21 protein-coding genes and 1 riboswitch are annotated in these 20,579 nt (G+C 34.2%); of the genes, 5 read left to right on the top strand and 16 right to left on the bottom strand.

Translation table 11 applies throughout. The features are described 5' to 3' along the window. Positions 1-174: 174 nt before the first annotated feature. A complete protein-coding gene (locus ACWZFG_RS08120; RefSeq protein WP_455577388.1) occupies positions 175-1,098 on the bottom strand; it encodes a Ppx/GppA phosphatase family protein in 924 nt (307 codons plus the stop codon). 247 nt (positions 1,099-1,345) lie between these two features. Between ACWZFG_RS08120 and ACWZFG_RS08115 the strand changes: the two genes are divergently transcribed. Next, complete coding sequence (locus ACWZFG_RS08115; protein WP_455577387.1) at positions 1,346-1,933, top strand: N-acetylmuramoyl-L-alanine amidase; 588 nt, start codon at positions 1,346-1,348, stop codon at positions 1,931-1,933. A gap of 45 nt (positions 1,934-1,978) precedes the next feature. After that, a riboswitch (FMN riboswitch) is annotated at positions 1,979-2,117 on the top strand. A gap of 64 nt (positions 2,118-2,181) precedes the next feature. Continuing rightward, complete coding sequence (gene ribB / locus ACWZFG_RS08110) at positions 2,182-2,826, top strand: 3,4-dihydroxy-2-butanone-4-phosphate synthase (RefSeq protein WP_418627311.1); 645 nt, start codon at positions 2,182-2,184, stop codon at positions 2,824-2,826. Between the two features lie 60 nt (positions 2,827-2,886). On the opposite strand, the gene ACWZFG_RS08105 is transcribed toward ribB, so the two are convergent. The 9 genes from ACWZFG_RS08105 to ACWZFG_RS08065 form a co-directional block, all read right to left on the bottom strand. Further along, positions 2,887-3,417 carry a nitroreductase family protein gene (locus tag ACWZFG_RS08105; RefSeq protein ID WP_455577386.1) on the bottom strand — a complete coding sequence of 177 codons (531 nt, stop codon included), beginning with the start codon at positions 3,415-3,417 and terminating at the stop codon, positions 2,887-2,889. Positions 3,418-3,451: 34 nt separating this feature from the next. Further along, positions 3,452-3,946, bottom strand: coding sequence for a preQ(1) synthase (gene queF, locus ACWZFG_RS08100; RefSeq protein WP_418627309.1), 495 nt, complete (start codon positions 3,944-3,946; stop codon positions 3,452-3,454). 216 nt (positions 3,947-4,162) lie between these two features. Continuing rightward, positions 4,163-4,987 (bottom strand): PTS mannose transporter subunit IID, encoded by an 825-nt coding sequence (gene manZ / locus ACWZFG_RS08095; protein WP_418627308.1) that lies wholly within the window; start codon positions 4,985-4,987, stop codon positions 4,163-4,165. A gap of 28 nt (positions 4,988-5,015) precedes the next feature. Further along, a complete protein-coding gene (locus ACWZFG_RS08090) occupies positions 5,016-5,834 on the bottom strand; it encodes a PTS mannose/fructose/sorbose transporter subunit IIC (protein WP_418627307.1) in 819 nt (272 codons plus the stop codon). Positions 5,835-5,889: 55 nt separating this feature from the next. Continuing rightward, positions 5,890-6,366, bottom strand: coding sequence for a mannose/fructose/sorbose PTS transporter subunit IIB (locus tag ACWZFG_RS08085; protein ID WP_418627314.1), 477 nt, complete (start codon positions 6,364-6,366; stop codon positions 5,890-5,892). Positions 6,367-6,368: 2 nt separating this feature from the next. Then, the gene (locus tag ACWZFG_RS08080; protein ID WP_147670002.1) at positions 6,369-6,797 is read right to left on the bottom strand and encodes a PTS sugar transporter subunit IIA; all 429 of its coding nucleotides are present in this window, start codon (positions 6,795-6,797) and stop codon (positions 6,369-6,371) included. A gap of 384 nt (positions 6,798-7,181) precedes the next feature. Beyond that, positions 7,182-9,947, bottom strand: a complete 2,766-nt coding sequence (locus ACWZFG_RS08075) for a sigma 54-interacting transcriptional regulator (RefSeq protein ID WP_455577385.1) — start codon at positions 9,945-9,947, stop codon at positions 7,182-7,184. Positions 9,948-9,980: 33 nt separating this feature from the next. Beyond that, on the bottom strand, positions 9,981-10,976 hold the full coding sequence (locus ACWZFG_RS08070; RefSeq protein ID WP_455577384.1) for a Gfo/Idh/MocA family protein: 996 nt from the start codon (positions 10,974-10,976) through the stop codon (positions 9,981-9,983). Positions 10,977-11,172: 196 nt separating this feature from the next. Beyond that, positions 11,173-12,189 carry a Bug family tripartite tricarboxylate transporter substrate binding protein gene (locus tag ACWZFG_RS08065; protein WP_418627304.1) on the bottom strand — a complete coding sequence of 339 codons (1,017 nt, stop codon included), beginning with the start codon at positions 12,187-12,189 and terminating at the stop codon, positions 11,173-11,175. A 267-nt stretch (positions 12,190-12,456) separates the two neighbouring features. Here ACWZFG_RS08065 and ACWZFG_RS08060 point away from each other — a divergent pair, with 267 nt between their 5' ends. Together ACWZFG_RS08060 and ACWZFG_RS08055 are read left to right on the top strand one after the other, a co-directional pair. Next, entirely contained in the window at positions 12,457-13,317 is an 861-nt protein-coding gene (locus ACWZFG_RS08060; RefSeq protein ID WP_418627303.1) for an NAD(P)/FAD-dependent oxidoreductase, read from the top strand. Positions 13,318-13,375: 58 nt separating this feature from the next. Continuing rightward, positions 13,376-14,041: a Crp/Fnr family transcriptional regulator gene (locus ACWZFG_RS08055; protein ID WP_418627302.1), complete on the top strand. Its 666-nt coding sequence runs from the start codon at positions 13,376-13,378 to the stop codon at positions 14,039-14,041. A 1-nt stretch (position 14,042) separates the two neighbouring features. Here the strand turns inward: ACWZFG_RS08055 and ACWZFG_RS08050 are convergent, their stop codons facing one another. Beyond that, positions 14,043-15,161 carry an HD-GYP domain-containing protein gene (locus ACWZFG_RS08050; protein ID WP_147670006.1) on the bottom strand — a complete coding sequence of 373 codons (1,119 nt, stop codon included), beginning with the start codon at positions 15,159-15,161 and terminating at the stop codon, positions 14,043-14,045. Positions 15,162-15,720: 559 nt separating this feature from the next. Between ACWZFG_RS08050 and ACWZFG_RS08045 the strand changes: the two genes are divergently transcribed. Next, complete coding sequence (locus tag ACWZFG_RS08045; RefSeq protein ID WP_418627301.1) at positions 15,721-16,059, top strand: helix-turn-helix domain-containing protein; 339 nt, start codon at positions 15,721-15,723, stop codon at positions 16,057-16,059. A 55-nt stretch (positions 16,060-16,114) separates the two neighbouring features. Here the strand turns inward: ACWZFG_RS08045 and trxA are convergent, their stop codons facing one another. The 5 genes from trxA to ACWZFG_RS08020 all read right to left on the bottom strand — a co-directional run bounded on the left by trxA (position 16,115) and on the right by ACWZFG_RS08020 (position 20,475). After that, positions 16,115-16,417 (bottom strand): thioredoxin, encoded by a 303-nt coding sequence (gene trxA, locus ACWZFG_RS08040; RefSeq protein WP_434064772.1) that lies wholly within the window; start codon positions 16,415-16,417, stop codon positions 16,115-16,117. 194 nt (positions 16,418-16,611) lie between these two features. After that, positions 16,612-17,316, bottom strand: a complete 705-nt coding sequence (locus tag ACWZFG_RS08035) for a DNA alkylation repair protein (protein WP_418627300.1) — start codon at positions 17,314-17,316, stop codon at positions 16,612-16,614. A gap of 18 nt (positions 17,317-17,334) precedes the next feature. After that, positions 17,335-18,246 carry a PfkB family carbohydrate kinase gene (locus tag ACWZFG_RS08030; protein WP_455577383.1) on the bottom strand — a complete coding sequence of 304 codons (912 nt, stop codon included), beginning with the start codon at positions 18,244-18,246 and terminating at the stop codon, positions 17,335-17,337. Between the two features lie 111 nt (positions 18,247-18,357). After that, the gene (locus tag ACWZFG_RS08025) at positions 18,358-19,542 is read right to left on the bottom strand and encodes an MFS transporter (protein WP_455577382.1); all 1,185 of its coding nucleotides are present in this window, start codon (positions 19,540-19,542) and stop codon (positions 18,358-18,360) included. 15 nt (positions 19,543-19,557) lie between these two features. After that, complete coding sequence (locus ACWZFG_RS08020; RefSeq protein WP_455577381.1) at positions 19,558-20,475, bottom strand: DMT family transporter; 918 nt, start codon at positions 20,473-20,475, stop codon at positions 19,558-19,560. Positions 20,476-20,579: the final 104 nt, after the last annotated feature.

The raw sequence follows: 20,579 nt of genomic DNA, 5'->3' as shown, positions 1-20,579 counted from the left end.
TGTGAGTGCGCTAATGATTTTACTCCCCTATCACCAGTTTCAATCTTTATTCATCTTTTAATACACTTAATCTAACACATCGGTTTTATATTGTCAATATTTTTTCTCTATGTTTTTACTCAAAAGACAAATGTTTGACCTGTCTACATGATCCTAAACCTAAGCTAGAATAATTTAGGTATGGTGACTTAACACTTTACTATACAAGTAACCTTCTCGAACACCAGACATACTTACCCTTAATAAGCAACTTTCATACTTTTTTAACAATGTGTTTAAAATAATCAATCCAGGCATCAACGTACGCAAACGATATGGTGCGATTCTGGAAATCACATCTAAAAGCTGCCGTGGAGCTTTTTCTCTTTCTTGCATTAACACCTCTGTAATTTGATAAACATCTTTTGATTCCAATTCATTACGCCATTGTAGATTTTGATAAAAATTCTGCTTTAATTTATTTACCGCTCTTACCGTTCCCCCCACTCCATACCCAAACTTATATTGCGCATGTGTAAAATCTTTATCATCCGTTTGCTCTAATTTTTCTAAAACAGCCCGTTCAATCTTCTCTTTTTCCTCCATTGTTGGATGTAATCCTACAATATAATCCCGATAAGCACTCAAAGACCCTATTTGTAAACTCAAAGCTTTCTGATAAATTCCTTTTTTATAGATGACCAATTCCGTACTACCGCCACCAATATCAATCAATATTCCATCTGATAATGATTGCAATCTTGATGCACCAATAAAACTTAACTTACCTTCTTCCTCTCCCGATATCACTTCTATTTTTAAATTTGTTTGTTGCTCAATTTCATCTACAGCTTCCCTACTATTTGATATATTACGAAATGCAGCTGTAGCAAAAGCATACTTATTCTGCACATTAAAATTTTCTAAAATCATTCTATATTCATTTAAAACATGACATGCTTTCTCAATTCCTTGTTTAGACATCGCTCCATTTTTTACATAAGAAGCTAAACCAGTTGCATCTTTCTTATGCAATAAAACACGAAACTTAACACTTTCAACTTTATAAATCGTCATTCGAATTGTATTTGAGCCAATATCGATAACTCCATATACCAAGGCAATCTCTCCTAACTATGACACCGCTAACTACTTTGAAGTAAAATTCGACATGAACGTAAAAATTACCTTTGACCATAATTTAAATTGTAGTATAATTGATAAATATTGCGTAGATGGGAGAATTTTATCATTGTTAAACTATAAAAAAATTTTGTTTTTTATTTTCTGCCTTTGCTTTTTTCCAATATCCAGCTTCGCAAATACACCTGAATATTCCGATTCTGAAAAGTTCTCCATTATTTCTTTGTCAGAACTTGAAATGTTAGCCTATAACGCCAAACCAGCTTTATTAAAAGCAGCGCAAGCAAAAAATCGTCCCATTAAAATTTACCTACATTGGACTGGTATGCCTTATAGCGAATTATTCGATGCTTATCATATCAATATCGACTACGACGGAACAATCTATTTATCAGGCAAAAGTTTATCTGAACTTCGTCCACATACGTATATGCGAAATAGCGGAAGTATTGGCATTACAATAAATGCCGCATATCAAGCAACACCAGAAGACATAGGGCCCGAACCGCCGACCAAAGTTCAAATTGAGAATTTAGCCAAATCAATTGCTGTTCTCGCCTATGCGTTAGATATTCCAATTGATATTGAACACGTAATGACTCATGGAGAAGCTGGCGATAACGTCGATAGAATTTTCCCACCTTATGAAAATAACGGAGTTCCTTATGGAATGTATGGGGACTTGCATTCTAAAGAAAGATGGGATTTGGCAATTTTACAAAATGATGATGAATTTGGCAGCGGAGGATCCACAATCCGAGCAAAAGCAAATCAATATCTCGTACAATTAAAATATCCAAAAAAGAAATAAATTCTTGACTTTACCCTTTCAAAGAGTATCATATAGTATTGTATGACTTATTCTCAGGGTAGGGTGAAATTCCCAATCGGCGGTAATCAATATTGAAAGTCCGCAAGCGTTTCTTTTTAGAAAGTCAGCAGAACCGGTGCGAATCCGGTACCGACAGTTAAAGTCTGGATGAAAGAGAGTAGGCAGTAATATTCTGTCTTTTTACTCACCCTTCTATAAGTCCAAATTATCATTTGGAGGAATTTTTGATGAAGGAAAATTTATTATCTCAATTCGGTACAGAAATTGAACGCGTTGAAAAAGCAATCCGCGCATTTCAACAGGGTAGCGGCGTCATCGTTGTCGATGATGAGAATCGCGAAAATGAAGGCGATTTAATTTTCGCTGCGGAAACTCTAACCAATGAGCAGATGGCACTGCAAATTCATGATTGCAGTGGCATTGTTTGCCTTTGTTTAACAGAAAGCAAAATTGCTGAACTTGGAATTCCAATGATGGTTGAACATAATACGAGTCCTTTTGGCACAGGATTTACCGAATCAATTGAAGCGGTTGTTGGTGTAACGACAGGAGTATCAGCGGCCGATCGCGTTACTACAGTCAAAGCTGCGATTGCCGATGGAGCCAAACCATCCGATTTAAATAGACCAGGACATGTGTTCCCGCTTCGTGCAAAACAAGGCGGTGTCCTTGAGCGTGACGGGCATACCGAAGCGACTGTAGATTTAGCAAGGCTTGCCGGATTGAAACCATGCGGTGTTCTTTGTGAAATAACAAACCCAGATGGAACAATGACTCGCTTACCAGGTCTTGTCGATTATGCAAAAAAACATAACTTTCCGATTGTAAGTATTCCTGATCTTATTGCATATCGCAAACAGTTTAATAAATAAACAAAACAGCTATGAAGCATCTCAATCGAGATATTTCATAGCTGTTTTTATTATCCATAATTAACGTATAAAATTTACGATGCAATTGTGTTTTAATACTTCTTGTTTATGCAGGTTCGCTTTATATCCGATTGCCAATGCACTAGAATAAATATATTCTTCCGGAATACTTAAGTCTTGTTTTAACTTACGTCCTTCTTCGCTTTTAAATAAGGATTGAATAAGCGGCAGCCAACAACAGCCTATACCCTTTCTATCCCCAGCCAGCATCATATTACCAATCGTTGCATTCGCAGCATTAATCGTGTCTGTATCATCTTTTTGACTTGATACAATAATTAATGTCGGCGCCATCGAGATACTATTTTGCATCGCCCGATTATTACTTAATTCATCTTTCCATAATTGACGAATACGATCTAAAACTTCCATTTTCTGAATAACGAGAAAATGCCAATTTTGAATTTGAATTGTATCTGACACAAATTGCCCAGCCTCTAAAATATCACATAATTCATCCCCAACAATTTGCCTTGATTCAAATTGATAAACGCTTTTTCTTGTTAATACGTTCGATAATAATTCATTCATATTCCTAACCCCACTCTATCGAAGTTTCCCTATTTTAACGATTATCTACCTTATCCATACCAACTAAATCATGTGCTTTAAAGCGTTCCCACGCCATTTCTTCGTATTTTGTTCCCGGTCTGCCATAATTACAATATGGGTCAATCGAAATTCCTCCACGCGGTAAAAATTTCCCCCAAACCTCTATATATTTAGGATCCATTTTAGCTATTAAATCCTTCATGATAATATTTACAACATCTTCATGGAATCCACCATGATTTCTAAAGCTGAATAAATATAGTTTCAAAGATTTACTTTCTACCATTTTTATTTCCGGTATATAGCTGATATAGATTGTTGCAAAATCAGGCTGCCCTGTGATCGGGCATAAACTTGTAAATTCCGGACAATTAAATTTCACCCAATATGCGTTATCTATGTGTTTATTATCAAATGTCTCCAATACTTCAGGATCGTAATTATAATTATAGGCAGTGCCTTGTTTTCCTAATAAAGTTAAATCTTTCATTTCTTCTGTTCTATCCATTTATTCATCTCCTTGGCTACCATTTACTCACTTTATTATATATTTTTTGGTTTTATCATGCAAACATTAAAACAGTAATTCTCTTATTTTTTAATTTCTTTTTACTACAACTTTTCAAATATTGTAAAAAAGAAAAAGACTATTTACTATTCACATTAGCATTAGTCTTCCTCTTTTTTGTGTGAGTATTTATATATTTTTAGAGAATGAGCCAAATTATTTTAGTATACCTAATGCAAAACCTGCGATACCAATAGCGAATAAACCAAAGATAATCCAAAGTGCATTTACTTTCTTTTTCAATAAATTCATGCACATGAATGTTAATAAAAGTGGCACTAAGCCAGGCATCAATTGATTTAAAATATCTTGTACAGTCGTAACTACAATTGTACCATCTTGCATTGCTATTTCTGATACAACGAGCGGAATATTTACTGATGTCCACTTACAAACTAATGCACCCATAACGAATAAGCCAAGAATAGAAGCGCCTTCTGTAATCTTTTGCAATTTATTACCTGCAAGATCTTTTACGATATCGGTTCCTTTTGCATATCCATACTGAATCCCATACCATCTAACACCTAAGCGAACTGCATTGAAAAGTACAAAAAATAAAATCGGGCCAAATAAACTTCCACCTAAAGCAAGTGATGCCCCCATAGCAGCTACCATTGGACGAAGTGTTCCCCAGAAAATCGGATCACCAACACCAGCAAGCGGGCCCATCATTCCTACTTTAATCCCATTGATTACACCATCAGGAATATCCGCTCCATTGGCTCTTTGCTCTTCCATTGCTGCCGTAATCCCAATAATCGGTGCAGTAACAAATGGTTGTGTATTATAAAATTCCAAATGTCTTTTTAATGCGTCTACACGGTCTTGCCCTTGATACAATCTTTTTATAATTGGAATCATCCCAAAACAATATCCAAGCGCCTGCATTCTTTCAAAGTTCCATGAACCTTGTAAAAAATTTGAGCGAATAAATGCACTAAACATATCACCTTTAGTTAATTTTTTCTCTGCTCCCACGATTATCATCCTCCTTTTATTTCGCAAATTAATCGTCTAAATCGTCGTCTAAATCGTCATTTAAGTTATTTGCTGATGCATTTCCAGCAACTGCTGGAGCACTTGCAACTTGGTATTTAGGATTTAATTGAATATATACAATTGCCATTACAAGACCAATTACACCAAAAGCGACAAGATTGAAATTGGTAAACGCTGCACAAACAAAACCTAAAAAGAAGAAAGGCATTAAATATTTAGCCCCCATCATATTGATTACCATTGCATACCCTACAACTACGATAAATCCGCCAGCTACTTGTAATCCACCAGTAACTACTGGTGGAATCGCAGCCAACATGCTTTGTACTGCACCAGTACCGACAAACATTGCAACTAATACAGCTGGAACTGCAACACGCAATGCTTGAATAAATAAAGCCGCTATATGGCAAAAATCTACGCCATTTAAATTACCTGCTTTAGCAAAATCGTCCGCTTTATGTTGGAAAAAGATCGTGATCGTTCTTGCAAAAATCGTAAGTACTTGACCTGCTGCGGCAAGCGGCATTGCAATTGCAATACCAGCACCAATACTTTGATGTCCTGCAATAACTAAAATCGTAGAAATAACAGAAGCCAATGCTGCATCTGGCGCCATTGCAGCACCAATATTCATCCAGCCAAGAGCAATCATTTCTAATGTACCACCAATAATAATTCCTGTTGTCATATCACCTAAAATAAGACCTACTGCTGTACAAGCGATTAATGGGCGATGGGTTTGAAACTCGTCTAGTACACTCCCCATGCCACTAATGCACGATACAATAAAAACCGCAATAATCTGCATAGTACTAAGTTCCATGATTTATCCCTCCATTTTCTCTATTCTCTTTTTATAAATAAAATTTTACTTTCAATTATTTCAATATACTCATCAAATCAATTTTTGTATCTGTATTTACTTTTCTAATTTCTAACTCAATGCCTTTTTCATGCAAAGCTTGGAAAGCTTTACGATCTTGATCGTCGACAGAAACCGCTTGTGTAAGCTGTGTTTTACCTTCTTTAAAGCTCATTCCACCAATGTTAACCGAGGCAATTTGAACTCCACCATCAACCATTCTAAGAACGCTCGTTGGATTTGTGAAAAGCAACATTACTTTTACCCCCTCATACTTAGGATTTTTATATGCACGAATTGCTTTCTCTACATCAACAACATTTGCTTTAATTCCTGGAGGAGCAACTTGTGTTAGTAATGTTTTCCTAATCGTATCGTTGGCAACATCGTCATCACAAACGATAATACGTTCGCATCCCGTGACTTTCGTCCAAATTGTTGCTACCTGTCCATGAATTAAACGGTCATCAATTCTTGCTAATACAATATTCATCATTATAAATCATCCTCCTCATTTTGAATTGTGCTCATATGAAAACACTGCATTCCATTTTTGCCTGCGTCTACTGCTTTTTCCATGGCACCTATGATATCTACTTCAGAATACGCTTGTTGATATCCGAACATTTCAATTAGCATTGACAAGTTTACGCCCGTAACCACTCCGTACTTTTCCTGTCCTGCTGCAATTCGACAAGCGGCATTATAAGGACTACCACCAAACAAATCATTCAAAAATAATACTCCATCCTCAATATCCAGTTCAGATAAAGCAGTTTCATATTTCCTTGCTAAATCCTCTGCACCTTCTCCCGGCAGTAAAGTTACAGCCTTTACATTGGATAAAGTACCACAAATCATTTCACAAGTACGAATCAGTTCTATCGCAAAATTCCCGTGAGTCCCTACGATAACTGCCAGCATTTGGTATCCTCCTTCTGGTTACTTTTCTTTTTTCTATACACCCATAATATATTGCAAATCGCGTGCCAACTTTGTGTATTATTTAAAATTAACTTTATCCGATGACTAACCCGCTCTAAAATTCCCACCTTTCTGAGCGTGAATAATCCCCAAAGAGCATAGGTGATCCGGTTGAGTCTCTGAATAAGGGCAACTAAGATTCAAAAGAAATAAAAGATTTATCTGAATCAATTCTACTTTATTATCTGCTTTACAAGCTAAAAATATCCTTTTCCAATACTCTACGGCTCTAAATAATACACTATCTTAAAATTTATTAATACACTATTTTAAAATAGAAAAATACACTATCTCAGTATTTCCCCAAGATAGTGTATCGAAAAGTTAAAACATTTGCGCCATGTAATAAATTTCATCATCGCTTAATATGATATTCAATGTTTTTTCAAATACACTTGCGGCCTTTTTTATCATCTTAACCTTCAGTGTATCAACCTCATCAATTTCCCCCTGATATTTTAGCCCCTCTTGAACGACCATTCTTTCTAATGCACAACCACAATGAACAATTAAACGAATTCTAAGTGGATTATTCCATTTTCGTTTTGATTCTTTTTCTAATACACTTTGAAAGTCTATTAATACACTCATAATCTTTTTTGGATTTAAATAAGTTAAAAACTTTTCTAAAGATTCTTCACATAAATTCCGTACCACAACATTCTTATCGTTTTTGACAATTTTTAAATCGCTTTTTAATATTTTACGCAAAAAATCTTTAGCCTCACCACTGATTACTTTTTCCAAGGGGATAAAGGGAATATCTAGTGGTGGCTTTACCATGCCAACCGCAGCAATAATTTTATAACTTGTTTCTAAATCAAGTATACTTGATTTCATCTGATTAACACCAATAGGAATTACATCAACTTTTCGATTTGTAATGCTGTCTAATTCTTCTTCAATAAGTTCTTTCAGCTTTACTGCCGCACCTTCACCAGAAGTGCATATAGTAATAATTACTTCTTTTGCCTTTTCTTCTGGTGCAGTAAAGTCAATATCATAACCTTTAAAATTCACTAGCGAGTCATAAATACTATCTAAATCCATCCCCACAATATCAGCTTTTCTCATTGCCTCTAAAATTAATGGCGTTGACACCATATCAATCGTCTTAACCTTGACTGGAAGCTTTTCCATGATCAACGTTCCAAAATTAGCTAAAGAACCCATATCAACCAGTAATAAAACACCTTCTTGATAATTTAATTCATTTAGTTTGCAAATCATTTTTTCGAGAATGTCTTTAGGATTTATATCTAAAGGCATATCAATAGCTATTAAATTTGCATCATTACTACCAAATAACCCCTGAGCGACTTCTACCATTGAGGCAGCTGTACTTTTCCCATGTGCTGCGACAATAATAACAACCTTTTCATCTTTTTCATCTTCCATTGTTGAAACCAATAATAATGCAAAATATTCAATTTCATTTCTCGGCACTTCTATATGGTAATGTTCCTCAATTTTATCCTTAATCTCTATTGCGACTTTAAACTCTAATGAATCCTTGGGAACTCCGCCCTCAAGTTCGATATCTGGCAATTCTTCCTCATCTTTAATTCTTTTTAGAAACGCACTTAAATGCAAACTAAATGCATATAGAAATCGTTCTTTATATTCTCTATTTAAACGATTTTGTACTAATGTATTAATCTCCTGAGCAAAATCAGCTAAGCTTTTATCTACAATTTTAAGCAACCGTTCACGTACTGACATATTGATATTTTGCTTATGGTAAAACGATTTAATATATACATTCACATCTGTTGCCACAATCTGCTTAATTAATTCGTCGCTAATATTTTCTCCTTTTAAAAGATTGACCTTATCTTCAACTACTTGATACAAATTGAAATCTTCTTGGCTTTCTTTAGAATCAACAGGATTCTTTACACCTTCTGGAACAACAAATAAAGATTCATTAATATAGGTATTCAGCTCTGCCAAGGCTTTGCGATCTGCACTCAACGTTAACAAGCCATTTTTAATTTTTGTCGGCAGAATTTTAAAATCAATTTCAATATAATTTGGATTATCGATACTATTAAGAAAAGCTTTTGCACAAAGCAGTTTAATATTGGATTTAAGCTGCCCTACATTTCCATAAGAAATACTACCAATCAAGCCTTTAATAGATTCTACAGAAATTTTAACCGGCTTTTGAATCCGTTCCACTTCCTGTGCTATTAAAATCTTAATAATATCAACTTTTTCCTTCATCGTGCGTTCAGCCAAAGGCTTAATCGTGATTACATTTGGAATACGCCGAACAAAAGTCTTCGTTAATGAAGATTCTGGATCTTCTGTTGTCGCACCGATAATTAAAACCTTTGCTTTTCTATGGCGTGTTGTCTCGCCCAGTTTATTAAAAGTTCCCGTATCAATGAAATAGAAAATCATTTCCTGTCCTTCTGGGGGTAGACGATGGACTTCATCGAGAAACAATATCCCTTTATCAGCCGATTCAATCAATCCACTTTTATTACTATCGGCTCCTGTAAAGGCTCCCTTTACATGTCCAAAAATATGGGATACCAATAATTGTGGATTATTATAATAATCTGCGCAATTAAAAGTAATAAACGGTGCTTCAGGAGGTAATTTATGCACAGCTTTTCCATATTCATACATCATATGCGCAAACAAAGTCTTTCCAACTCCAGTTTGCCCTAGGATTAATGTATGTAGTCCGTCTGGGGGATATAAAATTGCCGCCTTTGCTTGCTCAACCTGTTTCTTTAGACTGCTATCTGCTCCTACAAGATAATCAAACGGCGTTTTCATTTGATGCTTCGGTAAAATTTCTTCGATAGAATTTACTTGATTCGTCGAATTTGCTAAAGATTCACCAAGTAAATTTTCTAACACCTGTCGATCAAAAAACAAAACAGGTCTTCCCATAATTTTTATGATTTTGCCTTGCCGATAAAGTGCATTTAACTCCATGCTGACATTATTGCGCAAAATATCTAAATCCTCAGCAATCTTTCCTGCATCTATCCCTACTCTGCCTTGTAAATCAGAAAACTTATACAAATTTGATTTTTCTTTTATATATGCGTGAATCTTCTCAATTCGCTTCATTTATACCCATCCCTAAAATTTTTTATCCGATGACTAATTTACGATATCGTTTGGAAAAGAAAGTCCAATCTGCCGTCTCACTTCATCCATAATTTCTCTTACTGCAAGCGCAAGCTCAAATGAATTTTCTGCTGATTCAATACGTTTTTCTTTTATCATCTCCATAAATTCTTTTGCTTCAAAATACATATAATCTCGCATTGGATCAAATTCAACTACTTCAACTTTTTTATTTTTATCGTGATAATAAATATTCGCCTTACTAATCTCATTGATAATACTAAAGGTTAAAGTCCCAGCTTCCCCCTGAATTTCCGAAGGAAGAGCAGATGCCGTTATCTTTGAAAACATAATGACTGCATCCATGTCCTTATATCGACAAATAAGTGCTGTTTCACCATCAACGCCCGACGAAAGTTTTACTGCACTTGCTAAAATAGATTCCGGCTTGCCGAAAAGATATACCATTGGATAAATACAATAAATCCCCAAATCCATTAGTGCACCGTTTGCAAAGGCAGGGTTAAAGGTATTATTATATTTTCCCGCTTTATATGCATCATAACGAGATGAATATTGACAATAGTTTCCGAAATAGCGTCTTACTTTGCCAACTTTATTGAGATTTGCTTTAATTGCCTGCATCCCCGGTTGTAAAATAGACTTCATCGCCTCCATAAAAGCAACCTTATTCGCTTTCGCCGTTTGTATCATTTTTTTCAATTCTTCTACATTTGCCGAAGCGGGCTTTTCGCACAATACATGCTTTTGATGTTCCATAAATAATAGTGATTGCTCTGCATGAAGTGAATTAGGACTGGCAATATACACAGCATCAATCAAATCACTTTTCGCCATCGCTTCTAAATCCGTAAATATATGCTCTGCCCCTACTTTGTTTGCAAATTCGTCAGCTTTTTCTAATGTTCTCGAATAGACTGCACTCATTTTAAACTCCGGATAAAGTTTTGCACAACGAATAAATTCCTCTGTAATCCAGCTGGTACCAACAATTCCAAATCGAATCATCTTATCCACTTCCTCATAAATATATTTAATTATTCACGAATCTGTTCTAACCATAAATTATCAAAAATATTTAACCTATTTACATCTGCTTAAATAATTCCAGAAAAAAAAAGTTTATCCTTTCTAAAAATAAAACAAAGGCTGTTTACTCTACTTTTATTGTAGTTAAACAGCCTTTACTAAAATTCTAAGCACTTTATTTCTTCTGGGCCTGAATTTGTTCTAAAACACCAGTATCATCTAAAATTTTCTTTAAATTTTCACTATCTTTTATCCATTTCTTTTTAGATTGATCTGCATCTAAATATTCTACTTGGAATCCTAATTGCTCAACATTTTCTTTAAAACTCGAATCTAAAATCATTGCTTTTATTGATTTTACCAATTTTTCTTTAACTTCGGGTGAAATTTCCTTAGGTGCTACTACCCCATACCAATTTTCTAAAATAATATCATACCCTAATTCTTCAAAGGTAGGAACTTGTTCTAGTTCAGGTCTCATTAATCGCTCCTTACTAGATACAGCTAATGCTCTAATAGTTCCTCCTCTTATCTGTTCAATTAGTGCCCCTGGATTAGCAACAACAAATTGTACATGATTACCTAACAATGCTGCAGTAGATTCTGCCCCACCGCGAAATGGCACCTGCTCAATATCAATCTCGGCTTTTTGGGCAAATATTTGTCCAACTAAATGACTTGTTGCACCTATTCCCCCATGCCCAAATTTAACTTTCCTCGGATTTTCTTTACAATAATTAATTAATTCAGTAAGGTTTTCCCATGGAGCATCAGCTTTAACTACAATTAAGCATGGAGCTGTTGACATCTGTGCCAATGGTTCCAAGGCAGTTGGATAATGATATTTAGTCTCTCCATAAAGCGGCTGCAACAACACCTCCGTTGCACTAATCCCTATCGTATATCCATCCGCAGAAGATATAGCTAACTCATTCCACCCAACTGTCCCACCACCGCCTGTTTTATTTGTAACAATAAAGCTCTGTCCAAGATATTTAGGTGCTAATTTTTCTAAAGCTCTAGCTTGCAAATCGCCACCCCCACCTGCACTAAACGGCATAATAACATTAATCGGTTTCGTCGGGAAATCTACTTTATCTGGTTCGTCTGTTAATCCATTATTACATCCACTTACACACATTGTTACTCCGAGTAAACTTAACATAAACATCCGCATTATATTTTTCTTCATTTTTAGCACTCCTTTTCTTTTTACAAAAAAAATCATGTTCCCCATTATTTCAAATATTTTCTTTCTAATTCGTTTTCGCCTAGGAAAAAACCTGCAAAATATGTAATAATATTCATAAAATTATACATATTGTATAATTAAAATTTTTTCAAAGGTATTTTCATCCTTCTTATAGAATTGCTTTTACATTATCCTAAAAATATTGCCAATAATAAGTAGTAGAAATTTATTACATCAACTATAATAAAGATATTGGAGGTGTAAATCATGGACACAATTATTATCGGAAACGGACCAGCAGGGATTTCTGCCGCATTATATACCTGCCGCGCAAATCTAAAAACCTTAATTATCGGTCGTGATGGCGGTTCCTTAGAAAAAGCAGAAAAAATCGAAAATTATTATGGTTTTGCCGAACCTATTTCAGGGACCGAACTCCTCGATATAGGTATTTCACAGGCTAAACGATTAGGTGCTGAAATAATAAATGACGAAGTGGTCGGCGTAGGCTATGATGGACAATATATTATTAAGACAAATCACGGTGAATATAAAGCTCCGTCAATGATTTTAACTACCGGCGCAATACGAACTATTCCTCGAATCAAAGGGTTAAAAGAACTTGAGGGACGAGGGGTAAGTTACTGTGCAGAATGTGATGCATTTTTTTACCGTGGTAAAGATGTCGCGGTATTAGGCCATGGAAATTATGCTTTACATGAAGCACAAGTCTTACTTCCAGTTGCAAAATCCGTAACTTTACTTACTGATGGAAAAGAGCCCAAAACCTCAGTTCCCGAGTCTATTAAAGTAAATACCGCTAAAATCAATAAAATAAACGGAAATAATATCATTGACTCTATTGAATTTGAAAATGCTGCAGAGCAAAAGATAAACGGTCTATTCGTTGCAATTGGAGTTGCGGGAAGTGCTGATTTAGCCAGAAAACTTGGTGTCACATTAAATGGTAGAAATATTGCCGTAAATGAACGAATGGCTACTAACCTGCCTGGTTTATATGCCGCTGGAGATTGTACCGGTGGTATGCTGCAAATTGCTAAAGCAGTCCACGAAGGTGCAATTGCAGGACGTGAAGTCATTAAATATATAAAGAACTTAAAAAAATAATTAAAGGCAGTATCAGAAGATACTGCCTTTACCATAGCATTATTGGGAGAGATCTAAATTGAATTCTATCGATTTTGTAAGAAATACATTAACTTTTTGGGATAAGATAACACCTATTGATCAAAGTTTAATCATGGATAACATTGCCCTTCTTCATTACAAAAAAGGAACTCATATATACCATGCAGAGTTAGATTGTATGGGGATTTTAATTGTAAAAAGCGGCGAACTCAGAGTATATCTACTCTCTGAAGATGGCAGAGACATTACATTATATCGCCTAACCCCTGGTGAAGTCTGTGTTTTATCAGCATCCTGCGTTTTAAAAAACATTACATTTGATGTACATATTGATGCTGAGCAGGATTCCGAATTATTGCTTTTAAATGCAAACTTTTTTCAAGAACTATATAATAAAAATATTTATGTAGAAAACTTTGCTTCTAAGCTTACCATTCGTCGTTTCTCTGAAGTTATGTGGGCAATGCAGCAAATTCTCTTTATGAGTTTTGACAAACGTCTTGCCCTATTTTTACTTAATGAAAGTAAAAAAAACAATTCCGACATTATTTATTTGAGCCACGAACAAATTGCGAAATACGTCAGTAGTGCCCGCGAAGTCGTATCACGTATGTTAAAATATTTTTCCAATGAAGGAATTGTGAAATTATCCCGTGGTCAAGTAATCCTTCTTGATAAAGCCAAGTTAGAAAAAATACTTTAAATTACGCAAAACGTACATGTTTCGTCCTATCTAACAAATCAAACACTTCTACATCGTTTAAAACATCTGTAATAAAGAACCGACTTTGCTTTGCCAAATCAACGCAAACTTCCCCCGATACTTTATTATAATTTGAATCAGCTAAAAATTTTACTTTTGGAGTAAAGGTCTCACCGTTTTTAATCTCGATTACAATAGCATAGCCTCCATCATTTAACATAACTGTTGTACCCACAGGAAAAACTGCTACATGATTAAAAAATAATTCGAAAAGTTCAGGATCAAAATGGCTATTTACCATTTCTATCATAATTTTGTAAGCTTCATACGGATGACACGCTTTTTTATATGCTCGATCAGAAGTTAAAGCATCATACACATCTGCAATAGCTACAATTCTAGCATATTCATGAATTGAATCACCTTTTAAACCTCTCGGATATCCCGTCCCATCAAATTTCTCATGATGTTGATAGGCAACATGCATTGGAACTACAGACAATTCACGATTCTTCCTTAAAGTTTTAAAACCTTCTTCAGAATGAGTCTTCATTACCTGCATTTCTTCATCTGTCAATTTTTCTGGTTTATTAAGAATATTCGGTGATATTTTGACTTTACCTACATCATGTAGTAACGCACCAATAGAAACCTCAGATAATCGTTTAGGTGAGTATCCACGTAATATCCCTAACATCGTTGCCAAAGCACAAACACTAATCGAATGATAGAAAGTATAGTTATCATATCTTCGAACATCTGTTAACTGATGCACATTGTTTTTATTTTGCAATAAATTTTCTATAATTGTTTGTGTTGTTTTTTGAACTTTTTTTACATCTAAATTATTGGTCAACTGACATTTTTGAAATGTTCGAAACAAATTTTTTGTTGCTAAAATCTTTGTTTCTTCTGACAAAACCTCTTCCGGAAGTTCTACGTCAAAGTCTTGGTCACCTAAATGTACATATACCCCCGGAATAGATAAGTTTTTCAACTTCATAATATATTGTTGATCGAGCACCGTTCCTACCGCTAATAGCATTTTTCCATCTACGTTATATATATTGCGTGCTAAAGTCATCCCAACCCTTAGGTTGCACGTGGAAAATCTTTGCATAAGCTTCTATCGCATACTATAATGAAACCATCGACTATCAAGTCAATTTTTCATACATAAATCTTAAAAAATCTCTAATACATTTATCATTCGTTATAACCAAGTATGCGCATCCTCCTCGATTTTATCTAACTTTATCTAACTATATAAAATATTACCATTTAAAATAAATAAATGTCAATCCCATATAAGTATTTTATACAAAACTTATATGAAATCTCTCTTTACTATACAATAATCATAAATTTTCTAACTCTTTACTTATTTTTTGATAAAATTTTATCATCCAAATCATAAGATTAACTAAACTATTTGATAAAAAATTTTAATAAATCTCTGTCAATACTATTTCCCTATAATTTGCATATCACTATAGTTAGAAATGTCCAATTTTTCATGTCTAAGGAAATTTACTTTGCATATTTCTTTGTTGCATATTATAATAAAATAAATATATCTTTGTGTATAATTACAAAGATATATTTATAAAAGTCTTATTATTTATATTTTTATCATAAAATTCATGTTAACCGCTTTAATAAGGATAAGGAGTAATTTTATGCCCACTTTACAAACTCGACTCCGTTTAATCTTGGAAGAGCAAAATATTAAACAAGTTGATTTTGCAAGAACCGTAGGTGTTAGTGCAAATTATATCAACTTATTAGCTAATGGAAAAAAACTAAATATCTCATTGCATTTAGCCAAAATAATAGAAGACAATTATGGTTATTCACGGTCTTGGATTCTTTCAGGAAAAGGCGAAAAATTAATGTCTACCACGATAACGCCATTAAGATTAAAACTAATGCAAAAAATCAATCAATTAAATGAAAAAGATTTAAATTCACTATTAGGATTTATCCAATTACTAGAAGAAATTTCGCATACAATATAAAACCGCATCGGTAGATATTATTTACCGATGCGGTTTTATATTGTATTAAATTTGTTTATTTAAGAAATTTTTTAATTGCTTCTTTATCCATAAATCCAATAGATGTATTTACAGCTTTCCCCTCTTTAAATAAAATTAACATGGGAATGCTCATTACTTGGAATTGCGTAGCTAACTCTGGCTCTTCGTCAACATTCACTTTTCCGACCTTAATTTTTCCCGTATTTTCATTTGCAATTTCATGTATGATTGGGGATAGCATTTTACAAGGCGTACACCATTCTGCCCAAAAATCAAGTAAAACAGGAATATCCGAATGAATTACTTCTGCATCAAAGTTACTTTTTGTAATTTTCATCACACTCACGTTTATAACCCCTTTTCACTTTAATATAAATTTACTATTTATTATACCCTAATTTATTTATTTTTCTGTGATTTAGTCACCAAAACTTTAAATATATTTTGTATTTAAAAGCTACATTATAATCACCGATTTATCTAAAGCTCAACTACAATCCGAATAAAGTTTTAATTCCTAATAGAGAAAAATTAATAATTAGTATTTTTTTTACGTTTCAAGATTTTAAGTCTTTCTTTGTCGCAAGCATTTACGCGACGAGACTCAATCATCTTTTGCAACGCTTTATTAAATGTAAAATCATCCAATCGATTCTTCCCCAAAAATTCTTCTGTATGATTCTTATGCTTAATATAACAAACAGAGAGTGCCCATGCGACAGCCATTTTTACATAGTAACCTTCATGTTTTATAGAGTCTAATCTTTGCAGTACTTTTTCAATATATTCATCTTCAAGAAAAAAATCCAAAGCCATTACTACCGCAAAACGAATTTCGTATTCTTGAGATGACAGAAAATATGGCTGTATAAAATCCCACATTACTTTTTTATTCTTATTTGTAATTTTTAATGACGCACAAAAACTATCACAAAGAGACCAATTATTAATCTTAGGCACAAATTCTTGAATATAAGGCAAAATAACTTCTATATTTCCACGTATTTTACCAATAACAAATCCTTTTAGCATGAAATCTTCAAAATATAAGTCATTTTCTTTTCTTAGAAAACTCCGCCAGTCATTATTCGCTATTTCCTGGGCAATTTTTTTCAAAATCGGCAATCTTATTCCCAAAAGATTTGTATCTTCCGGTAAAAGTTTAGCTGCGAACTGTCGATAAGTTTCATCAATGTTTTCTAAAAAAAACTCATGAATTCCACAAAAATATCCCATTTCTCTTAATCCAATCTTTTATTTAAGTTTATATCCTACACACGTACTTTCTGCTGATTGAATCGTATAAGCCGCTACTTCACTACCAAACTTAACAGACTCTTCCAATGGTTTATTTTGTACTAATGCACTTACTACACCAGAAAAAAAAGAATCTCCCGCTCCAGTAGAATCAATCATCTTAACAGGATTTACTTTATGATATACCGCTTCTGCCATTGATTTTTGATAATATACCGCACCTTTTTCTCCCATTGTAACAATCATTGATTTTATCTCCATTTTATTAGCAAAATTTTCAACCTCTGCTTTAATTAAATCAAGATCATCATTTCCAAAAGAGCAGTCGAAAATCTTTTCAGCTTCAATATCATTACAGATGAAACATTCCATCCCCATTAAAATATCTTTATCAGCTAAAATAACAGATAAGTTCCCTGGTAAGCCATAAATGGGCTTCTTTAAGCGATTTGCTGTATCTACAATCTTTCTAGAGATTTTTTGATTTAAATCAATTTCCAGAGCTACATGAGAAGATCTCTTGATAATTTCTTCACATTTTTCTTCCAGCAACGTTTCAAAAAAAGTGAAATCTGGAGGGCTTGATATCGAACCTGCTAAATCCCCGTTATTATCTAGAATCGCCATAAACATCCCCATGCCATTTTGTTCAACTTTTTTTAGATATTCCGTATTGATATTATATTCCCATAAACGTTTTTCTACATCTATTCCCATTGCTGTATCATCAACGGTACTTACAAAAGTCACAGGTGTTCCTAATACTCCCATATCTTCTGCAACATTTCTTCCGACGCCACCATGAATAAACTGTACATTACCTACATTACGCCCAACTGGGTCATACTTATTCTTTGAAAATCCTTTAATATCAATAAAAACCGTACCAAACAAAGCGATTTCTTGCATTCTTTTCTCCTTAGAGCATCATATATTTTTAAAATCCTATACCATTCTACAAAATATTCTATTGATATAATTTTATGGTATTCCCAAATAATTTGCAACGGATATGATAAGTTAGGCATTATTTTTTTTCATATATCTTATGAATACACCAATGCTAATAAGAATCAATAGAGTTCCTGTAAAAACAAAAACAAATTCAATACCAATTAATGTAGCAATCATGCCGCCCACTAAAGGGCCAACCATTGAACCAAGTTGATTTGCTGTTGTCAATAATCCAAATATACGTCCTCTAAAACCTTCATCGCTTGCATTTACTAAAATTGCACTTATGGCCGGATTAATCCCAACAATAAAAATTCCTACCATAAACTGCAAAGCTCCAAACATAAAAACGTTTTTTGGAAAAAATTGAAGGAAGCAAAAGATCCCTGCACCAAGAAAAGTAATTGCCAATACATTGAAATACCCTTTATTTTGACCAATTCTTCCCCAAACAGGTGCCGAAAAAGCACCTGCAAATCCACCTAAACTAAATACCAAGCCAGCAGTAAAGGCCACACCTTCCATACTGCCTTGCAACTTTCCAATATAGAGAGTAATAATCGGCTGCAATACCATAATCGCTAATTGAACGACAAAAGTAAGCAAAAGTAACTCGCGCATTACTTTTGCTTTACAAGCTATTTTTAAATCATCTAACAAACCACCCTTTGGATTGTTATTTATTGTACTCTCTGGCTCCTGTACCAAAAAAGCTACTGCAACCGTAACGAGAAACAATGCACCCGCCGCTGCAAAAAAGGCCATACGCATTCCTAAGTAATGTGATAAAGTTCCTCCCAGCAAAGGACCTATAATACTGCCAATCAATAATCCCGTCTGCATACAGCCTAAACTAAACCCGAGTTTTTCATTTGGCACACTTGATGCCACAATTGCCAATGAGGCAGGCAAAAATCCATTAGCGAATCCTTGCAAAATTCTCACTCCTAGCAATTGTAATGGATTCGTTACAATTGCACCTAGCACATAACAAGCGGCTAAACTGTAGCCAGCTCTAAGAACCATTCGTTTTTTCCCATTTTTATCCGCAGATCGCCCCCATATCGGTGCCATAATTGCTGCAATTAAAAAGCTAGCAGAAAATACTACACCTGACCATAAAGAAATATCGCCTTCCGATACGCCCAATTCTAGTAAGTATACCGGTAAAAACGGAATAATCATCGTATAGCTCGCCGCTGAAAAAATAACACTAAAACATAATGTCCATAAATTTCTCTGCCAATTCATAAAAACGCCTCCAAGTTACTCCGTAGCAGACGAATTTTGATACCGTTTAATTTTTTCTTTTAATTGTTTAAATCCGCCCATTTGAGTCACTAACATACCAATCATCATTAACGTACAACCGGTTAGCTCTCTTACTCCAAGAATTTCCCCCAATAAGAAATAACCTGCTAATGCACCGAATACAGTCTCCATACTCATAATAACCGCAGCATGCGCAGGCTCTGCATATTTTTGACCTACAATTTGAAGCGTATAAGCAACACCAACTGACATTAACCCTCCATAAGCAATTGGTACTGCACAATCGATAATACTTGCTAAAGAAATCGTTTCTGCCACGATTGCTACTATCCCACTAAATAAAGCACAAAAGAAAAACTGAAAAAATGCCAATTGAATTGAATTAATTGCTTTTGCATAACGATCAATCACCAAAATATGTACTGTCCAAAAAAAAGCACTTCCTACAACCAATAAATCACCATATTCCATATAAAATCCTTCTTTTACACAAAGAAAATATAGTCCTATGATAGATAAGAATGCACCAAACCATGTACTTCCACTAATATGCTGTTTTAAAAGAAACCCAACTAACGGAACAAATATAATATATAAACACGTAACAAAAGCCGCCTTACCGGCAGTTGTATAGATTAAACCAATTTGCTGTAATGACACCGCAATACACATAATTAAACCTGTAAATAAGCCAACTTTCCAAGCACTTGTTTTGCTATCCTGCTTATCCTTCTCCTCTTTTGAATCACGGAAATAATATAAAAGTGGCAACAAGGAGAAACACCCCAAAGCAAAACGTACTCCCGTATAAGTAAATGGTCCAATATATTCCATTCCTGCCCGCTGCGCAACGAAAGCCACGCCCCAAATCATAGCGACAAGTAATAAAATCAAATTTCCTTTTAATTTCAAAATTTAAACCTTCTTCCTATTCTTAATTGATTTTATATAGCAAATATTTTTATGATAACATCTTTATAATGATTTATGCAAATATTACTTTAAATTTATTTGCA

It is taken from the genome of Anaerosinus sp. (assembly GCF_965318445.1).
This window is presented reverse-complemented; position numbering and strand designations above follow the sequence as displayed.

Coding starts and splice junctions, on each gene's coding strand:
- ribB (WP_418627311.1), top strand. CDS start 2,182: ATGAAGGAAAATTTATTATCTCAATTCGGTACAGAAATTGAACGCGTT.
- ACWZFG_RS08105 (WP_455577386.1), bottom strand. CDS start 3,417: ATGAATGAATTATTATCGAACGTATTAACAAGAAAAAGCGTTTATCAA.
- queF (WP_418627309.1), bottom strand. CDS start 3,946: ATGGATAGAACAGAAGAAATGAAAGATTTAACTTTATTAGGAAAACAA.
- ACWZFG_RS08090 (WP_418627307.1), bottom strand. CDS start 5,834: ATGGAACTTAGTACTATGCAGATTATTGCGGTTTTTATTGTATCGTGC.
- ACWZFG_RS08085 (WP_418627314.1), bottom strand. CDS start 6,366: ATGAATATTGTATTAGCAAGAATTGATGACCGTTTAATTCATGGACAG.
- ACWZFG_RS08080 (WP_147670002.1), bottom strand. CDS start 6,797: ATGCTGGCAGTTATCGTAGGGACTCACGGGAATTTTGCGATAGAACTG.
- ACWZFG_RS08075 (WP_455577385.1), bottom strand. CDS start 9,947: ATGAAGCGAATTGAGAAGATTCACGCATATATAAAAGAAAAATCAAAT.
- ACWZFG_RS08070 (WP_455577384.1), bottom strand. CDS start 10,976: ATGATTCGATTTGGAATTGTTGGTACCAGCTGGATTACAGAGGAATTT.
- ACWZFG_RS08065 (WP_418627304.1), bottom strand. CDS start 12,189: ATGAAGAAAAATATAATGCGGATGTTTATGTTAAGTTTACTCGGAGTA.
- ACWZFG_RS08060 (WP_418627303.1), top strand. CDS start 12,457: ATGGACACAATTATTATCGGAAACGGACCAGCAGGGATTTCTGCCGCA.
- ACWZFG_RS08050 (WP_147670006.1), bottom strand. CDS start 15,161: ATGCAAAGATTTTCCACGTGCAACCTAAGGGTTGGGATGACTTTAGCA.
- ACWZFG_RS08045 (WP_418627301.1), top strand. CDS start 15,721: ATGCCCACTTTACAAACTCGACTCCGTTTAATCTTGGAAGAGCAAAAT.
- trxA (WP_434064772.1), bottom strand. CDS start 16,417: ATGAAAATTACAAAAAGTAACTTTGATGCAGAAGTAATTCATTCGGAT.
- ACWZFG_RS08035 (WP_418627300.1), bottom strand. CDS start 17,316: ATGGGATATTTTTGTGGAATTCATGAGTTTTTTTTAGAAAACATTGAT.
- ACWZFG_RS08030 (WP_455577383.1), bottom strand. CDS start 18,246: ATGCAAGAAATCGCTTTGTTTGGTACGGTTTTTATTGATATTAAAGGA.
- ACWZFG_RS08025 (WP_455577382.1), bottom strand. CDS start 19,542: ATGAATTGGCAGAGAAATTTATGGACATTATGTTTTAGTGTTATTTTT.